The sequence below is a fragment of the Zymobacter sp. IVIA_12111.31 C1 genome, from assembly GCF_047495495.1.
GTDB lineage: Bacteria > Pseudomonadota > Gammaproteobacteria > Pseudomonadales > Halomonadaceae > Zymobacter.
Genome location: NZ_CP179930.1, coordinates 973,052 through 989,748, shown reverse-complemented (window position 1 = coordinate 989,748; position 16,697 = coordinate 973,052). Strand labels below are relative to the sequence as shown.

The 16,697-nt window shown below is 58.3% G+C and carries 13 protein-coding genes; 1 reads left to right on the top strand and 12 read right to left on the bottom strand.

Features of this window, described 5'->3' with window-relative positions; all coding sequences use genetic code 11:
- Positions 1 to 157: 157 nt before the first annotated feature.
- From argJ to ACMHYW_RS04415, 3 genes are all read right to left on the bottom strand, one after another.
- Positions 158 to 1,360, bottom strand: a complete 1,203-nt coding sequence (gene argJ, locus ACMHYW_RS04425) for a bifunctional glutamate N-acetyltransferase/amino-acid acetyltransferase ArgJ (protein ID WP_414501060.1) — start codon at positions 1,358 to 1,360, stop codon at positions 158 to 160.
- 200 nt (positions 1,361 to 1,560) lie between these two features.
- The gene (gene secA, locus ACMHYW_RS04420) at positions 1,561 to 4,287 is read right to left on the bottom strand and encodes a preprotein translocase subunit SecA (RefSeq protein WP_414501059.1); all 2,727 of its coding nucleotides are present in this window, start codon (positions 4,285 to 4,287) and stop codon (positions 1,561 to 1,563) included.
- Between the two features lie 207 nt (positions 4,288 to 4,494).
- Entirely contained in the window at positions 4,495 to 4,842 is a 348-nt protein-coding gene (locus tag ACMHYW_RS04415) for a hypothetical protein (protein ID WP_414501058.1), read from the bottom strand.
- A 47-nt stretch (positions 4,843 to 4,889) separates the two neighbouring features.
- On the opposite strand from ACMHYW_RS04415, the gene ACMHYW_RS04410 reads away from it, so the two are divergent.
- Positions 4,890 to 5,360, top strand: coding sequence for a DUF721 domain-containing protein (locus ACMHYW_RS04410; RefSeq protein WP_414501057.1), 471 nt, complete (start codon positions 4,890 to 4,892; stop codon positions 5,358 to 5,360).
- 190 nt (positions 5,361 to 5,550) lie between these two features.
- Here ACMHYW_RS04410 and lpxC read toward each other — a convergent pair whose 3' ends face one another.
- The 9 genes from lpxC to murD form a co-directional block, all read right to left on the bottom strand.
- On the bottom strand, positions 5,551 to 6,459 hold the full coding sequence (gene lpxC / locus ACMHYW_RS04405) for a UDP-3-O-acyl-N-acetylglucosamine deacetylase (protein ID WP_027705336.1): 909 nt from the start codon (positions 6,457 to 6,459) through the stop codon (positions 5,551 to 5,553).
- Between the two features lie 214 nt (positions 6,460 to 6,673).
- Positions 6,674 to 7,840: a cell division protein FtsZ gene (gene ftsZ, locus ACMHYW_RS04400; protein WP_414501056.1), complete on the bottom strand. Its 1,167-nt coding sequence runs from the start codon at positions 7,838 to 7,840 to the stop codon at positions 6,674 to 6,676.
- A gap of 34 nt (positions 7,841 to 7,874) precedes the next feature.
- Positions 7,875 to 9,176: a cell division protein FtsA gene (gene ftsA / locus ACMHYW_RS04395; protein WP_027705334.1), complete on the bottom strand. Its 1,302-nt coding sequence runs from the start codon at positions 9,174 to 9,176 to the stop codon at positions 7,875 to 7,877.
- 520 nt (positions 9,177 to 9,696) lie between these two features.
- Entirely contained in the window at positions 9,697 to 10,431 is a 735-nt protein-coding gene (locus ACMHYW_RS04390; RefSeq protein WP_414501055.1) for a cell division protein FtsQ/DivIB, read from the bottom strand.
- A gap of 117 nt (positions 10,432 to 10,548) precedes the next feature.
- On the bottom strand, positions 10,549 to 11,505 hold the full coding sequence (locus ACMHYW_RS04385; protein WP_414501054.1) for a D-alanine--D-alanine ligase: 957 nt from the start codon (positions 11,503 to 11,505) through the stop codon (positions 10,549 to 10,551).
- The gene (gene murC / locus ACMHYW_RS04380) at positions 11,502 to 12,911 is read right to left on the bottom strand and encodes a UDP-N-acetylmuramate--L-alanine ligase (protein WP_414501470.1); all 1,410 of its coding nucleotides are present in this window, start codon (positions 12,909 to 12,911) and stop codon (positions 11,502 to 11,504) included. The genes ACMHYW_RS04385 and murC overlap by 4 nt, the downstream gene beginning before the upstream one ends.
- Positions 12,912 to 12,969: 58 nt before the next feature.
- Positions 12,970 to 14,040, bottom strand: a complete 1,071-nt coding sequence (murG, locus tag ACMHYW_RS04375; RefSeq protein WP_414501469.1) for an undecaprenyldiphospho-muramoylpentapeptide beta-N-acetylglucosaminyltransferase — start codon at positions 14,038 to 14,040, stop codon at positions 12,970 to 12,972.
- An 83-nt stretch (positions 14,041 to 14,123) separates the two neighbouring features.
- A complete protein-coding gene (ftsW, locus tag ACMHYW_RS04370) occupies positions 14,124 to 15,311 on the bottom strand; it encodes a putative lipid II flippase FtsW (RefSeq protein WP_414501053.1) in 1,188 nt (395 codons plus the stop codon).
- A 9-nt stretch (positions 15,312 to 15,320) separates the two neighbouring features.
- The gene (murD, locus tag ACMHYW_RS04365; protein ID WP_414501052.1) at positions 15,321 to 16,685 is read right to left on the bottom strand and encodes a UDP-N-acetylmuramoyl-L-alanine--D-glutamate ligase; all 1,365 of its coding nucleotides are present in this window, start codon (positions 16,683 to 16,685) and stop codon (positions 15,321 to 15,323) included.
- Positions 16,686 to 16,697 lie beyond the last annotated feature (12 nt).

The following is a 16,697-nucleotide window of genomic DNA, read 5'->3' as shown; positions in this document are numbered from 1 at the left end:
AGGAAAGACAACCGCTCGAATGGGGGGATTCTACCACCATCCGCACCCCGTGAGGTATTCGGGTTGCCCAAAGGGCAGATTTATCCCGCCTCGGCATACCCACCCTCACCGCCACCGCCCACCACAGTGGGCAGGCGGTAACGGCGAATGAACATCTTCAGGTGCGGTATTCAGCGTTGATGGTCACGTACTCGTGGGACAGATCAGACGTCCAGACCGTCGCCGCCTGATCACCACGCCCCAGCGTAATACGAATGACGATATCCTCTTCGGACATGGCTCGACTGCCCGCCTCTTCGCTGTAACCCGGCGCCCGCTCACCGTACTGTGCGATCAATACACCGTTAATCGTGAGCGTCGTCAATGCCACATCAAGATCGACACCGGCTTTGCCGATGGCCATCAGTACACGCCCCCAGTTGGCGTCGCTGGCAGAAAGTGCCGTCTTGACCAACGGAGAATGCGCCACACTGTAGGCGATCTTCAGGGCTTCCTCTTCGATCTGTGCATCGGCTACTTCAATGGCGACGAACTTTGTGGCCCCCTCGCCATCGCGAATGACCGCCTGTGCCAGTTCCAGCATCAGATCGTCCAGCACGGCGGCAAAGGCCTCGAGATCATCGCCGGCCACAACGGCGCCTTCACCCGTCGCTACCATCGTGCACGCATCGTTAGTGGAAGTATCCGAGTCAACGGTAATGCGATTGAACGAAAGGTCCGCGCCCTTGCGCAGCATTGCGGCCAACGCTGCCTGCTCAATGGCCGCATCCGTCGCAATGAAGACCAGCATGGTCGCCATGTTGGGACAGATCATGCCGGAGCCCTTCACAATCCCATTGATCGTGATGGACTGACCGTTGATCTGTAGCGTGCGCGTGGCGCCTTTCGGGCGCGTATCAGTCGTCATGATGCCCGTTGCTGCCTGCTGCCAGTGATCCGGTGCCAAATCTGCCAGCGCAGCGCCCAAGGCAGCGTCGATACGCTCAACGGGCAATGGCTCCCCGATCACGCCAGTGGAATACGGGAGCACTTGCTGTGCCGATACACCGGCCTCGCGAGCGAGGGCTTCGCAGCAGGCATTGGCAGCCACTAGGCCATGCTCGCCGGTTCCCGCATTAGCATTACCCGTGTTGATCAACAGATAGCGAGGCGCACCTGACGCCAAATGATCGCGAGCCACTTTAACAGGCGCGGCGCAGAACACGTTACGCGTGAACACGGCCGCCACTTGGCTTCGTTCACCCAGCTCGAAAACGACAAGGTCTCGATGCCCTGCTTTCTTGATTCCCGCACTGGCGATACCCGCCCGGATACCCGCAATGGAAGGCATGTCTGGAAATGCGCCGCTACCTGTTGCCATGATATTGTTCGCTCTTGAATACGCTACAGAATGAAAGAATAAAAACAGCCCTTCTGTTATGCCATGTCAGGGCGGGCGACGCCAGCCCTGCGATACACACCAACCCAATTGCCGCCGCTTCGCGACTTACTGCTTCCCCATAACGCACGCGGGGCATGCCCAGATGGACATGCCCCGCGTCGTCGAAAACAAATGAGCGATTAGCTCAGACGCCCACAGCACTGCTTGTATTTCTTGCCGGAACCGCACGGGCACGGCGCATTGCGGCTAATGCGGGAATCCTGCCCTTCAGCACCGCCAGCCACCTGCTCCGCACTGTCCAGCGCGCCATCGTCCAATGCATCGTCGGTGCGCTCTTCATGGCTGCTCTGACGTTCATGTTCGAGCTGCTCACGGCGTGCCTGTTCAAGACGCTCTACATCTTCCTGACGCTGCACCTGCACATGGCTCAGAATGCGCACGACATCGGAACGGATATCCGACAGCAGCTGCTGGAACAGATTGAACGCTTCGCGCTTGTATTCCTGCTTCGGATTCTTCTGCGCATAGCCGCGCAGGTGAATACCACGGCGCAGGTGATCCATCAACTGGAGGTGTTCCTTCCAGCGCGTATCGAGCACCTGCAGCATGACCTGCTTCTCAAAGCGGTTCATCATCTCGTCGCCCACTTCGGTGCGCTTAGCCTGATAGACGTCGGCATGTTCCTGACGCAGACGCTCAATCAAACCGGCATCGTTCAACGACGGGTCTTCGTCCATCCACTGCTTAACCGGGCTTTCAAGATTCAGCTCTTCACGCAGATGACGCTCCAGACCTTCGATGTCCCAGTCTTCCGGCAGGCTCTCCGGCGGAATGTAGCTGTAAACGACAGACTCGATCACCTGTTCGGCAATGCCGTGAATGTTGTCGGAAATGTCGTCTGCAGACAGGATATCATCGCGCTGCTGGTAGACTACCTTACGCTGATCATTAGCCACGTCATCGTATTCGAGTACCTGCTTACGCGCGTCAAAGTGGTGGCTTTCCACCTTCTTCTGCGCCCGTTCAACGGCATTGGACACCATGCGGTGCTCGATAGCTTCGCCGGTTTTCATGCCCAACATCGACATCACGCGCTTAACCTTATCGGCCGCAAACAGGCGCATCAGGTTGTCTTCCAGCGACAGATAGAAGCGCGTGGAACCCGGGTCACCCTGACGCCCAGCACGACCGCGCAGCTGGTTGTCGATACGTCGTGAATCGTGGCGTTCAGAGCCGACGACGTGCAGACCACCTGCCGCGATAACGGCATCGTGACGTTGCTGCCAGCGCGCCTTGATCGCGTTAATTTCAGCGTCCGACGGTTCTTCGAGCTCGGCCACTTCCGCTTCCCAGTTACCGCCCAGCATGATGTCGGTACCACGACCGGCCATGTTGGTGGCGATCGTCACCGCGCCCGGCTGACCCGCCTGCGCAATGATGGCTGCTTCACGGTCGTGGTGCTTGGCGTTGAGCACGCTGTGCGGAATGCCTTGGCGGCGCAGCAGATCGGACAGTAGTTCAGACGTTTCGATAGACGCTGTACCCACCAGCACTGGACGCTGCTCGGCCACCGTGCGCTTGACGTCTTCCGCGATGGCAATGAACTTCTCTTCTGCCGTCAGGAAGATCTGATCGTTATGATCCTTACGCGCCAGAGGGCGGTTAGTCGGGATCACCAGTACGTCGAGCTTATAGATATCGTGGAATTCATAGGCCTCGGTATCCGCGGTCCCGGTCATCCCACTCAACTTGTCGTAAAGGCGGAAGTAGTTCTGGAACGTCGTGGATGCCAGCGTCTGGCTTTCCTTCTGGATCTCGACATTTTCCTTGGCTTCGATCGCCTGATGCAGACCTTCCGACCAGCGGCGCCCCGGCATGGTACGACCAGTATGTTCGTCGACGATTACCACTTCGCCGTCGGCCACGATGTAGTCGACGTTACGCTGATAGAGATGATTGGCCCGCAGAGCGGCATTAACATGGTGAAGCAGCCCCAGGTTCTGCCCTGCGTACAGAGAATCGCCTTCCGCCAACAGCCCAGAGGACAGCATCATTTCTTCAACACGCTGGTGACCGCGTTCGGTCAGCTCGACCTGCTTCTGTTTTTCGTCGATGGTGAAGTCGCCGTGTTCTAGCGCTTCTTCTTCATCGCTCTCGCACGGCACCAACTGAACGGCCAGCTGATGGACGCTGCGATACAGCTCAACGTTGTCGTCGACAGGACCGGAGATAATCAGCGGTGTACGCGCTTCATCAATCAGGATGGAGTCAACCTCATCCACCAGCGCATAGTGCAGCGGGCGCTGAACTTTCTCTTCGAGCGAGAACGCCATGTTGTCGCGCAGGTAATCGAAGCCGTACTCGTTGTTGGTACCGTAAGTGATGTCGGCAGCGTAAGCATCGCGCTTTTCATAAGGCATCTGCCCAGAGGTGACGACGCCGACGCTCAGGCCGAGGAATTCATACAGCGGACGCATGATATTGGCGTCACGGGTAGCAAGATAATCGTTGACGGTGACAACGTGCACCCCTTTACCGGTCAGGGCATTGAGGTATGTCGGCAGCGTAGCAACCAGCGTTTTACCTTCACCGGTTTTCATTTCGGCGATGCGGCCTTCGTGCAGCGCCATCCCACCGATCAGCTGAACGTCAAAGTGGCGCATCCCCATGACACGCTTGCCCGCTTCGCGCACGACAGCAAACGCTTCCGGCAGCAGCCGATCGGTCGTTTCACCGTTGTTCAGACGCTCACGGAATTCGAGGGTCTTGTTGCGCAGTTCATCATCAGAGAGTGCGGCCATCTGCGGCTCAAGCGCGTTGATGGCATCCACCACCTTGCGCATGCGTTTGAGTTCCCGGTCGTTCTTGCTACCAATGATCCTGCGGAACAGAGTGCTTAAAAACATGTGTAGTCCTGGTCAAATAGTGACAGTGAAAAAGGTCGTAGAGCGTGTTGTTCGTCATCGCATGCAAAAGGATCAAGGCCGCAGAGACTGCCAGATAACACCGCATGGTGTTGTGTTGATGAGGGCGCGTCGGACATTGTTCAAGCGTTGGTCCCGATTATTCGCAGCGCACCAGCACATCGGCGGTCATGCAGGCCATTGAAGACCTTATGCAAACAGGCTCTTCGGTGGCCCTCTTCGCGACAGGACATCGACGTCGGCCACATGACGGCACAGAATGTGGGCACACTGCCGGATGCGGCCCACGACGCGATGAACGCGACGCTGCAGACGGTGATGACCCCGTCTAAGACGAGTGCGGCGCTGACGCAGGCTGACCTGCCCCGACATATGCAGGGCCACCTGAGTCAAACGCACCGATAGCGCGTCCAGACGCGCTAAGGCGTCCGGATGGCACAGCGTAACCGGCAGCAGGCACCCGAAAAGGAAACCGGCCCACCAGCGCTGTCGCGTACGCTGCCAGCGGTGTGGATGTGTTACATTGCACTCAGTCATCAATGAATATCGCTATCGTCTTCTTTTGCCAGGTGGACAATTACGCCATGAGTATAAAGGCCAGAAAAAGTCGCGCCCAGCCCATCGCACAACTATTGTCTTCGCCACGCCACGGCATCGGGTCGCTGATGAACTCAGCACACCTGATCGAACAGGCACAGAGCCAACTTGATCGCGTGCTGCCTGACGAAATGAAGGGCCACGTCATGGTAGGTGGTCATCATGACGGCCAGTTGACACTGCTCACAGATCGCGCAGTCTGGCTGACATGGTTGCGCTTCGAGCGTGTGCGCCTGCTACAGGTCATTACCAGCGTGCGCGGTCTGGAAGATATTCTACGGCTGAACTTCAAGGTGCGGCCGCTGCGCAAGACGCGCGCCCCATTGGTCCAAAAACGCATTCTGTCTGAGCAAGCCGCCGAGCATATCACTGCCTGTGCACATGATATTGAGGACCCGGCCCTGCAGAAGGCACTGCAACGACTGGCCGCCCATGCCGCCCCGCCTCCCCAAGATTAGCCTACCTTAAGGCAAGCAATGCGCACGAGAGGAGATAAATGTAGTCGCTACTATGACATTACGCAGCGCTTAATGACGCCCTCGCCCGCGCATTGCCTTTCCCACTCGTAATTCAGATCGCCTTCACGCCATCCAGAAATGAAAAAACCGGCTGATCGCCGGTTTCTCCATGCCTTCCCTGTATCCCTTATTACGCCATTGCAGGCGCTGCATAGGAGATAGGAGCGGGCTCACTGTCTTCGTAGGTCACGAATTCCCAACAGTCTTGCTGCTTCAGCAGTTCGCGAACCAGCTGGTTGTTAACACCATGACCTGATTTATAGCCGATGAATTCACCGATGATGCCATAGTTAAGCTGATACAGGTCGCCGATGGCGTCCAAGATCTTATGGCGTACGAATTCATCTTCGTAGCGAAGACCATCTTCGTTAAGAATACGGTACTCGTCCACTACGATAGCGTTGTCGAGACTACCACCCAGCGCAAGGTTGCGTGCACGCAGGTGTTCAAGATCGCGCATGAAACCGAACGTACGGGCACGACTGACTTCTTTAACGAACGAGGTCGTCGAGAAGTCGACGCACGCCGTCTGGCGCTGGTGCTCGAAAACGGGGTGATCGAAGTCGATCATGAACTTCACCCGGAAACCATTGAAAGGGTGAAATTCAGCGCGCTTATCGTCAACGTTGACTACGATAGGCTTGGTAATACGGATGAAGCGCTTGGCCGCGTTCTGTTCCTGAATGCCCGCAGACTGGATCAGGAAGACGAACGGTCCCGCACTGCCGTCCATAATCGGAATTTCCGCCGCACTGACTTCAACGTAAGCATTGTCGATACCCAGACCAGCCAATGCTGACATCAGGTGCTCGACGGTCGCTACGCGGACGCCGTCTTTCTCTACCGCAGTGCACAGCATGGTGTCATGCACGTTTTCCGGGTGCGCAGGGATCTGAACAACGGGGTCAAGATCAGTACGAACAAAAATGATCCCGGTATTGGCAGCTGCCGGACGGAGCGTGAGATAGACCTTCTCACCAGAGTGGAGACCCACCCCGGTGGCGCGGATAGTGTTTTGCAGGGTTCTTTGTCGGATCATAGGTACAAGGCCACGCAGGGAATGCATCGGTGCAAGTTGGAGTCAATAGTAACATTCAGTAAGCACCAAACCAACGAACACTGTTCGTTTTGCAATCGCATGCCAGAGAATACTTTTTTTATTCACAATTCATCTGCTCACTTCGTAAGAAGGAGCAGATGAATGTAAAGCAGTCACGGCAAGCATTGCCTACGCTGCGAGGATAGTGCTGAACTCAATCGGCCTGACGACGCAGGAACGCAGGAATATCGAGGTAATCATCGAGATCGCGCGCTTTCTGGCGGGGGCGCTCGGTCTTTTCCTCACGTTCCTTAGCGGCCTGCTGACGCATAACCGTCGGCTGCTGAAGCTTGCGATAGTCCGTCTTCTCGGCGCGAGAGGCCGCGGCATGATGTTCGCGTGTTGCCGGGCGTTCCTGACGCAGTCCGTCAAGCCCTGCTGCCACAACGGTAACACGCAGCTCATCGGACATATCCATGTCGATGGAAGTACCCACCACAATGGTCGCATCCTGAGAAGCGAATTCCTGAACGGTCGCCCCTACATCGTTGAACTCACCGATGGAGAGATCCGGGCCGGCGGTAATGTTAACCAGAATACCGCGTGCACCGTTGAGGTTGACGTCTTCAAGCAGCGGCGAACGAATGGCTTTTTCGGCCGCTTCGCGCGCTCGGTTCTCACCTACGGCAACCCCGGTACCCATCATCGCCATGCCCATTTCAGACATGACGGTACGCACGTCAGCAAAGTCGACGTTGATGATACCCGGGCTGGTGATCAGTTCGGCAATACCTTGTACAGCGCCAAGCAGTACATCGTTGGCGGCACTGAAAGCCGTCAGCAGACTGGCATTCTTGCCCAGCACGGTCAGCAGCTTTTCGTTGGGGATGGTGATAAGAGAGTCGACGTGTTCCGACAGCTCCTTCATCCCTTCCTCTGCTGCACGCTGACGCTTCGGTCCTTCGAAGGGGAACGGGCGCGTGACAACGGCGACGGTAAGAATACCCAGCTCTTTGGCGACCTGCGCCACGACGGGGGCCCCACCGGTACCTGTACCACCACCCATTCCTGCGGTGATGAATACCATATCGGCACCCTGCAGTAATTCTGCAATGCGATCCCGATCTTCCATTGCAGCCTGGCGGCCGACTTCCGGGTTAGCGCCTGCACCAAGACCCTTGGTGATTTCGTTACCCAGTTGAAGTACTGTTTTGGCCGCAACGCGTTTCAGGGCCTGCGCATCGGTGTTCGCACAGATGAAATCAACCCCTTCAATGCTATTTTCGACCATGTGGTTTACGGCATTACCGCCGCCGCCACCCACACCGATCACCTTGATGACCGCATTGTTGGATGGCGCATTGTCTACCAGCTCGAACATAAGCCCCGTCTCCCTAACCGCTTTGCGGTCTTGACTAGAAATTACCCTTGAACCAGCCCCGAATACGTTCGATCGTTGAAGAGAGGCCTTCCCCGGTCAGACTGGTCCGTGCTGGCTTGCGTCTAGCGCCATCCTCACGGCGGGGCAGTACATCATCAAACGTTTCAGCGCCGTACGCTGGCTGGGAATGCTGCATGCCATATTGGAGCAGCCCCACGCCAGTCGAATAAATGGGATTGCGCACGACATCGGCCAATCCTCGTACGTTTTGCGGACAGGCCACGCGCACCGGCATACGGAAGATCTCTTCCGCTAGGTCGGTAACGCCTTCCATCCGCGAGGTACCGCCGGTCAGTACGATCCCGGCCGCCACCAAATCTTCATAACCGCTGCGACGCAGCTCTTCACGCACCAGCGTGAACAGCTCTTCGTAGCGCGGCTCAACAACTTGAGCCAGGTCCTGACGACTCAGTTCGCGCGCAGGTCGATCGCCGACACTGGGCACGCGAATGATGTCGTCGCTGGACGCCATGCGCGTCAAGGCACAGGCGTACTTGACCTTGATGTCCTCAGCGTACTGAGTCGGCGTCCGCAATGCCATTGCAATATCGTTGGTGACCTGATCACCTGCGATCGGAATCACCGCCGTATGGCGAATAGCACCTTCGGTGAAGACCGCGATATCGGTCGTGCCACCACCAATATCGACCATGCAAACGCCCAACTCGCGCTCGTCTTCCGTCAATACAGCATAGCTCGAAGCCAGCTGCTCCAGAATAATATCATCAACGTCCAGCCCGCATCGACGCACGCATTTCTCGATGTTCTGCACCGCATTGAGTGCAGCGGTTACCAAGTGAACCCGCGCCTCGAGGCGCACCCCCGACATGCCGAGCGGCTCGCGGATGCCTTCTTGGTTGTCGATGGCATATTCCTGAGGAATAACGTGCAGGATGCGCTGCCCTTCAGACACGGCTCGTGCCCGCGCCGAGTCGATCACGCGCTCGATGTCGGACGGCATGACCTCGCGGTCGCGGATCGCCACGACGCCATCTGAGTTCATGGAGCTGATATGACTGCCGGCGATGCCGACATGCACCGAGTGAATGTCGCACCCGGCCATCAGTTCGGCTTCTTCGATGGCGCGCTGGATGGATTGGACGGTCGACTCGATGTTGATGACGACCCCTTTCTTCATGCCGCGAGAGGGGTGTGATCCGATACCGGCGATCTCGATCCCACCATCATCAGTGGGCTGGCCGACGATCGCCACGACTTTGGATGTTCCAATATCCAGCCCGACGACCATATTGGAAGTGTTGGATTGTCCTGCCATAGGTCGGGCTTACTCCCTTATTTCATGACTATGCGCAGTCTTACGATCGCTGCTGCGCATACCTGTTTCCTGATATCAGTAGTGCACGTCCCGATGTGAAGACACCGACCTTCTGCCTTACCGCACTCAGCACATATCGCTGCTGTTTATTGCCGATAACAAATCGAGCACTTTAATTCGTTGACCGTTAAACGCAGTTAATGTGCCCACGAGATAACGGTCGATTCGCCATTCAACTGAAGTGCGAGCGACAATTTAGAGCCATGGCACCAGCGATAAGTATAGAGTCCATAGCATGACGTTAGAACATTCTGAACGAGAGGTCATCGCTGGATCGTGAAAATATCCAGACTTTGCAGTTTCTATGGGTCAGTGGACGCTAAAAAAACATAAATCGCCCTGTCTGACCACCGGATATTAGTTTTTCCACAAACCTGCAATAGTGTTACCTATTGCAATCAAGCCGCCCGAATGAATGACAACTTGATACTCATTCAATAGAACTTAAGGGTTGAGTATCTTAGCGTGACGATACGTTACCCGTTGCCGTCTGCCCATGCCAGCCAATTGCCAAGCCGTTCGGATAGCGCAAATCAAGATAGCGAATCTGATCGCGGCGGCCCGACAGCATGCGGTCCCATGCGGTCAGGAAGCGCGCCAGACGTGGCTCGCGCTGCGGTTCGACCTGCGAACGCCCCATCAGCACCCAGAAACTGTCGTCGACCTGAAAACGCCATGCACCGCGCGGTTCCAGCGTCAGCTGGGTGATGGTCAGCTGCTTCTGCGCCAGTACGCTCTGTAACCTATTATAATACGCTAATACGTCGGCAGCACGCTCATCGGGGCCTGACAGGTTAGGCATCCGTTCAGTTATCTTCTGCTGACCCGGCTCAAACACCTCGCCCTGAGCGTTCAGCAGACGGCTATCGTTCCACCATGCAACCGGCTGCTGCTCTTGAATATCGAAACGAAGTGTATCAGGCCAGCGTCGGGAAATGCTGACTTCATGCACCCACGGCACTTGCCGCACTTCCGCACGCAGGGCCTGCAGGTCGACCGACAGCCAGCCCGACCCTTTCACCAGAGGCGCAATACGCTGCTGAAGCTGCTGCCCGCTGACTCGATGCGCGTCGTCGCGCACGTCGAGGTGACGCACGGGCTGATCAAGCCACAGCCAGAGCGAACGCCCACCTGCCACGAGCAATGCCAGCACGAGCACGAGTCCAAACATGCGGTTGGTAAGGCGTCCAGCCATCTACAGCCTCGTTGGGATTGTGTACAAGGGCAGCCATGCCACCGGTGCAAAATAGAGAACAAGGGGAGGACAGATCCTCCCCTCTTTGACGGTGCGCGTCTTCGCGGCACCTCGACGTCAGTGCTTCGGTGCTGCCTGCGACAGTTCGAGCGAGGCCGAAGCTGCTACGCGGACGACGAGCGTATCGAAATCAATACCCTTGTAGGCAGCCGCCTGCGGCACCAAGCTGTGCCCGGTCATACCCGGCGATGTATTGATTTCCAGCAGCCAGAACTGGTTCTGGGCATCGCGCATGACATCAACACGTCCCCAGCCTCGCGCACCTGCCGCATTGAACGCACGGCGCGTCAGCTCGGCAATGGCAGCTTCATCTTCGACAGACAGGCCGCTTGGCAGATGGTAGAGCGTGTCGTTGCGCGTGTACTTGGCTTCGTAATCATAGAAGCCAGAGGCCGCTTCGACACGAATGGACGGCAGCACTTCATCACCCAGCACTGCCACCGTGTACTCATCACCTTCGATGAAACGTTCAGCCATGACCTGCGCATCGTAGCGACGCGACAGTTCCCACGCTTTTTCCAGATCGGCAGCGCTGTGCACGATGCTCAACCCCAGCGTCGAGCCTTCGTTGACGGGCTTGATGACCATCGGGAAGCCTAGCCGCTCAGCGACATTCTGCCAGTCGTGATGGCTGTCCAGCAGCATGCTGTCGGGTGTGGGCAACCCCACGCTGCGCCAGACGTGCTTAGTACGCTCCTTATCCATGCCCAGCGCTGAGCCTAGCACGCCGCTTCCGGTGTAAGGGATGCCGAGCCATTCCAGCGCTCCCTGCAGCATGCCGTCTTCACCGCCGCGACCGTGCAGGGCGATGAAAGCGCGGTCAGGCTTCAGCGTGCCCAATTCCAGCAGCGGCCGTTCGGCGGGGTCGAACGCGATGGCATCGACGCCCTGACGCAACAGCGCATCAAGCACGGCGCGCCCACTGGCCAGAGAGACTTCGCGCTCGGCAGAACGCCCTCCCATCAATACGACTACGCGGCCAAGCGTCTCTGCGACGCGGTCACGATCACTCATAGTTTGACCTTTTCCATGTTCATGCCACTGTTAGCCAGCGCCAGACTGATGGTGCCGATATCGCCGGCGCCCTGTGTAATCACGATATCGCCGTCACGCAGCACGTTGCCCAGCAGTGCGGGCAGTGCCGGCTTGTCTTCGACGAACAGCGGGTCGACCTGACCGCGCTGACGGATCGAGCCTGCCAGCGAACGCCCATCGGCACCGCTGATCGGCGCTTCGCCCGCGCTGTATACGTCCATCAATAGCAGCGTGTCAACGCCCGACAGCACGCGCACGAACTCTTCGTACAGATCCTGCGTGCGGGTATAGCGGTGCGGCTGATAGATCATGACCAAGCGACGGTCCGGCCACCCTTTACGGATTCCCTGAATCACCATATCGACTTCGCGCGGATGGTGACCATAATCATCGACCAGCATCACTTCGCCGCCATCGGCCAGCGGGAAGTTACCGTGCACCTGGAAGCGGCGCCCGACACCTTTGAAGCCCGCCAGTGCCCGCACGATATCGTCATCGGCGACACCGGTATCGGTCGCTACGGCAATGGCAGCCAATGCGTTGAGGGCATTGTGGCGCCCCGGCATGGCCAACGTTACATCCAACGGCGCGTAGCCTTCAGGGCGTTCGGCCGTGAAGTGGATCAGGTTGCCCGCCTGGGTGAAGTTGCGGATGCGGAAATCGGCATCGTCGGAAAAACCGTAGGTCACGAACTGACGTTTGATGCGCGGCAGCAGACCACGCACGGTGTCGTCATCAACGCACAGGATGGCCTGTCCGTAAAACGGCAGGTTATGCAGGAATTCGACAAAAGCATCCTGTAGGCGTTCGAAGCTGCCACCGTAAGTGGCCATATGGTCAGCGTCGATGTTGGTGACGATAGCCGCCATCGGCTGCAAGTGCAGGAAGGACGCATCAGATTCGTCGGCTTCGGCCACCAGATACTCACCCTTGCCCAAGCACGCGTTCGCACCAGCACTGGTCAACTTGCCACCGATCACAAAGGTCGGATCAAGGCCGCCTTCGGCCAGCAACGTGGCTGTCAGACTGGTGGTGGTCGTTTTGCCGTGTGTACCTGCAATAGCAATGCCGTGGCGGAAGCGCATCAGCTCCGCCAGCATCTCGGCACGACGCACGACCGGAATGCGATGAGCGCGCGCGTAACCGATCTCAGGATTGGCTTCGTTGATAGCGGTCGAGACTACAACCACGTCGGCACCGTGTGCGTTTTCTTCGCGGTGACCAATGCTGACCTTCACGCCGCAGCTCGTCAGGTGTTCAGTGGCACTGGACGCCTTGATATCGCTGCCGCTGACGTCGAAGTGCTGGTTGGCCAGCACTTCCGCAATGCCGCACATGCCGGAGCCGCCAACACCCACGAAGTGGATGCGGCGAATACGCCCCATATTGCCGCGCGAACAGACACGCCCCGGTCGAGCGGGAGTCGCCGTGTCAGAAGAGAATTCAATGTGGCTCAAGATCAATCTCCATACAGCCGCTTGCCAAAACATCAATGGCATCAAGACGTGCACGCTCGCGAGCATGCACGGCCATGGAGGCAAGCGTTTCAGGGTCGAGCAGAGCGACCAGCGTTTCATGCAGGTGCTCTGCCGTCATATCGGATTGGGGCATCAGAACAGCCGCACCGTAATCGCTCAGATCGCGCGCATTGAAGCGCTGATGATCGTCGACGGCAAACGGGAACGGCACCAACAGCGATGGCTTTCCGGCCGCAGCCAGCTCGGCCACGGTCAACGCGCCGGAACGGCACACAACCAGATCGGCCCATTCATAGGCTTCGGCCATATCGTCGATAAAGGCACTGACGTTAGCTTGCACGCCTGCAAGCGCATACTGCTCGCGCGTGCTCTCTTCCTTGTCGCGACCGGCCTGATGGCGCACTTCCGGGCGTTCATTGTCAGGCATCATCGCCAGCGCATGCGGCAGCCGCTCATTGAGCGCTTTGGCCCCCAGCGAACCACCCAGCACCAGCACGCGCAGACGACGTGCGGCCATATCATCGGCACTGCGCAGATGCTCGCCCTGCGCCGCGATTTCGCCGCGCACTGGGTTGCCGATGACCTGCGGACGAACGCGATCAGGCAGCGCATTCGGGAATGCGGTATAGACGCGCGTTGCCATGCGCGCCAGCACTTTGTTGGTCATGCCGGCCAACGCATTCTGTTCGTGGATCACCAGCGGCAGCTTCATGCGTCGCGCGGCCAAACCGCCGGGACCACTGGCAAAGCCGCCCATGCCGACCACCAACCCGGGGGCGACATCGCGCAGGATGCGCTTGGCCTGTCGCACGGCACGCCACAGGCGAAACGGTGCCTGCAACCAGCCCACTACGCCCTTGCCACGCAGCCCTGCCACGTTGATGCGGTGCAGGGGGTAGCCAGCACGCGGTACCAGCGTGTTCTCGATGCCGCGCGGTGAGCCTAGCCAGTGGACCTCAACACCTCGTGCCGTCAGCGCTTTGGCAAGCGACAGCGCAGGAATGACGTGACCGCCGGTACCACCGGCCATGATCATCACTTTTTGAAGCGATGAGGGTGAATCATGTAAATGTGCATCCTGCGCGGTTACCGTCGCAGTGGATGTCTTCTCAGGCGCGCTCATGCGCTAGCCTCCTTGACAGCTTCTGGCGAGCGCCGCCCTCGTCGTCCGCGGGCGGCCTTGTACGCTCGCGTTTCCCCATCGACACGCAGCAACAGTCCAACCATGGCACCCGACACCAGCAGACTCGAACCACCGTAGCTCAGTAGCGGCAGAGTCAACCCTTTGGTTGGCATCAGGCCCACGTTCACGGCGATGTTGATGCACGCCTGGGCTCCAAAGATCATGCCACAGCCATAACAGACATAGGCGGAAAAGAATCGGCCGCTGCGCTCGGCTTCGCGGCCCACGCCGAAGGCATTCCAAACCAACATGATGAACAGTAGGATCACGGCGACGGAACCAAACAGACCCAGTTCCTCAGCCAGTACCGAAAACACAAAGTCAGTGTGCGCTTCAGGCAAGTACTGCAACTTCTGAACGCTATTGCCCAGCCCGAGGCCGGACCAACCACCGCGCCCGAACGCGATTAGCGCCTGGGTCAGCTGGTAGCCCGTATCGAACGGTCGCGCCCACGGATCAAGAAACCCGGTGACACGCTGCATACGATACGGTTCGATGATAACCATCAGCACCCCGAGCCCAAGTAATCCCAACAAGAGCAAGAAAAAGCGGTGTGCCGAGGCACCCGCCAGCAGCAGCATCCCCATCGTGCACGACAGCAGAACCACCGTGGCGCCGTAATCAGGCTCCATCATCAGCAGGATGGCCAGCAGACCGGCCAGCATGATCGGAATGCCAAAGCCCTGCCATGTCGTCCGCACGCGTTCCAGATGACGCACCATGTAACTGGACAGGTACACCACCATGCACAGCTTGGCGATCTCAGAGGTCTGAAGGTTGAGCACCCCCAACGCAATCCAGCGCTTCGACCCGTTGACGGTGCGCCCGACCAACAGCACGGCCAGCAGCAGAATAACGGCCAGTATAAACAGCGCCGCACCGCGCGCGCGCCACCAAGTCATAGGGATGCGCATCACGATAAGTGCTACGGCAATGGCCATCAGCACGAAGCTGCCATGACGGATGCTGTAGTAGTAAGGGTTGCTACCCATCACTTCACTGGATGCCGAGGTCACCATGATCCAGCCGATGGCCAACAACGCCATCGCCGAAATCATGATGCCAGCATTGCGGGGCTGATGCGGGGTGGGAATAGCGGCGGCTTTTGCCTTTCTTTCCTTCATGCCCTCTCCTTAGCGGTGCCGACGCGCGTCCAGCGCTATCACTTTGTCACGAAAGATGTTTCCACGTTCATTGTAGTTGCGGAACTGATCTTGACTGGCACAGGCCGGGGACAGCAGCACGACATCGCCGGGCTCGGCCAGCGTCAGTGCCAGCTCCTGAGCCTCGACCATCGTGTCGGCATGATGCACGGGGACCGCACCGTCAAGCGCTTGCTCGATCAGGGCCGCATCACGGCCAAACAGGATCGCCGCTCGCGCATGACGCGCCAGCGGTTCAGCCAACGGCGTGAAATCAGCACCTTTGCCGATACCTCCACCCAGCCAGATCAGCTGACCGTCGATGGTCGGCCCAATGCCTTCGATAGCCGCCAGCGATGCACCAACGTTGGTGCCCTTGGAATCGTCGATCCAACGAATGCCGTCAAACTCACCGACGATCTGCGCACGGTGCTCTAGGCCCTTGAATGAACGCAGCACGCTGCACATCGCGTCGATCGGCCAGCCCATCGCCGTACCAATCGCCAGCGCCGCTAGAGCGTTGGCATAGTGATGAAGCCCCTGCAAGGGCAGTTCATCCAATCGCATCACCATCAACACGCCATGCGCGAGCCAAAGCTTGCCCCCCGCATCGCTAATAATGCCCCACTCGGCTTCGCCGGGAGCATCCAGCCCGAACAGAATCACTTCATAGGTAGGCTCGCCATCCGGCCATGTTGCCGGATCATCTGCGTTGACGACTGCGTGCTGAGCATCAAGGAAGATGCGCTGCTTGGCGGCGCGATAGCCCGCCATGTCGCCATGTCGGTTAAGGTGGTCTTCACTGAGATTGAGGAAAGCAGAAACGCGCGTACGCAACGACGGCGTAGTTTCGAGCTGGAAAGAAGACAGCTCCAGCACGTACAGATCGTGATCGCCCTCATCAAGCAGTTGCAACGCAGGTACGCCCAGATTGCCACCAATGCCTGGTCGATGCCCGGCGGCTTCAGCCATGGCACCTACCAGTGTCGTCACGGTGGATTTGGCATTAGACCCCGTAATGGCCACCACTTGCATGCCGGCAGGCAGATGGCGTGCGAAGATACCGATCTCACCAACGACACGCTCACGCACGGCCTCAAACACCGGTTGATGCGGGTCAATGCCGGGGCTAAGCACGACCTCGGCTGCCGGCGTCAGATCCAGTGCGGCCAGATCCCCCGCCCACACAGGCACATCAGGATAATGCGTACGTACCCATGTAACGCCGGGAGAGTCGGGATTCCCGTCCAGCGCCACCAGCGAGCAGCCTCGTGCCGCAAGATGACGAATGATGGCCTGACCGGAAACACCAAGCCCTACTACTGCCGTAGCCCCTACAGGAATACCGAAACTCATCCGATCGACTCC

Coding starts and splice junctions, on each gene's coding strand:
- ftsZ (WP_414501056.1), bottom strand. CDS start 7,840: ATGTTCGAGCTGGTAGACAATGCGCCATCCAACAATGCGGTCATCAAG.
- lpxC (WP_027705336.1), bottom strand. CDS start 6,459: ATGATCCGACAAAGAACCCTGCAAAACACTATCCGCGCCACCGGGGTG.
- ACMHYW_RS04410 (WP_414501057.1), top strand. CDS start 4,890: ATGAGTATAAAGGCCAGAAAAAGTCGCGCCCAGCCCATCGCACAACTA.
- ACMHYW_RS04390 (WP_414501055.1), bottom strand. CDS start 10,431: ATGGCTGGACGCCTTACCAACCGCATGTTTGGACTCGTGCTCGTGCTG.
- secA (WP_414501059.1), bottom strand. CDS start 4,287: ATGTTTTTAAGCACTCTGTTCCGCAGGATCATTGGTAGCAAGAACGAC.
- ACMHYW_RS04385 (WP_414501054.1), bottom strand. CDS start 11,505: ATGAGTGATCGTGACCGCGTCGCAGAGACGCTTGGCCGCGTAGTCGTA.
- ACMHYW_RS04415 (WP_414501058.1), bottom strand. CDS start 4,842: ATGACTGAGTGCAATGTAACACATCCACACCGCTGGCAGCGTACGCGA.
- murD (WP_414501052.1), bottom strand. CDS start 16,685: ATGAGTTTCGGTATTCCTGTAGGGGCTACGGCAGTAGTAGGGCTTGGT.
- ftsW (WP_414501053.1), bottom strand. CDS start 15,311: ATGAAGGAAAGAAAGGCAAAAGCCGCCGCTATTCCCACCCCGCATCAG.
- murC (WP_414501470.1), bottom strand. CDS start 12,911: ATGGGGCGTATTCGCCGCATCCACTTCGTGGGTGTTGGCGGCTCCGGC.
- argJ (WP_414501060.1), bottom strand. CDS start 1,360: ATGGCAACAGGTAGCGGCGCATTTCCAGACATGCCTTCCATTGCGGGT.
- ftsA (WP_027705334.1), bottom strand. CDS start 9,176: ATGGCAGGACAATCCAACACTTCCAATATGGTCGTCGGGCTGGATATT.
- murG (WP_414501469.1), bottom strand. CDS start 14,040: ATGATCATGGCCGGTGGTACCGGCGGTCACGTCATTCCTGCGCTGTCG.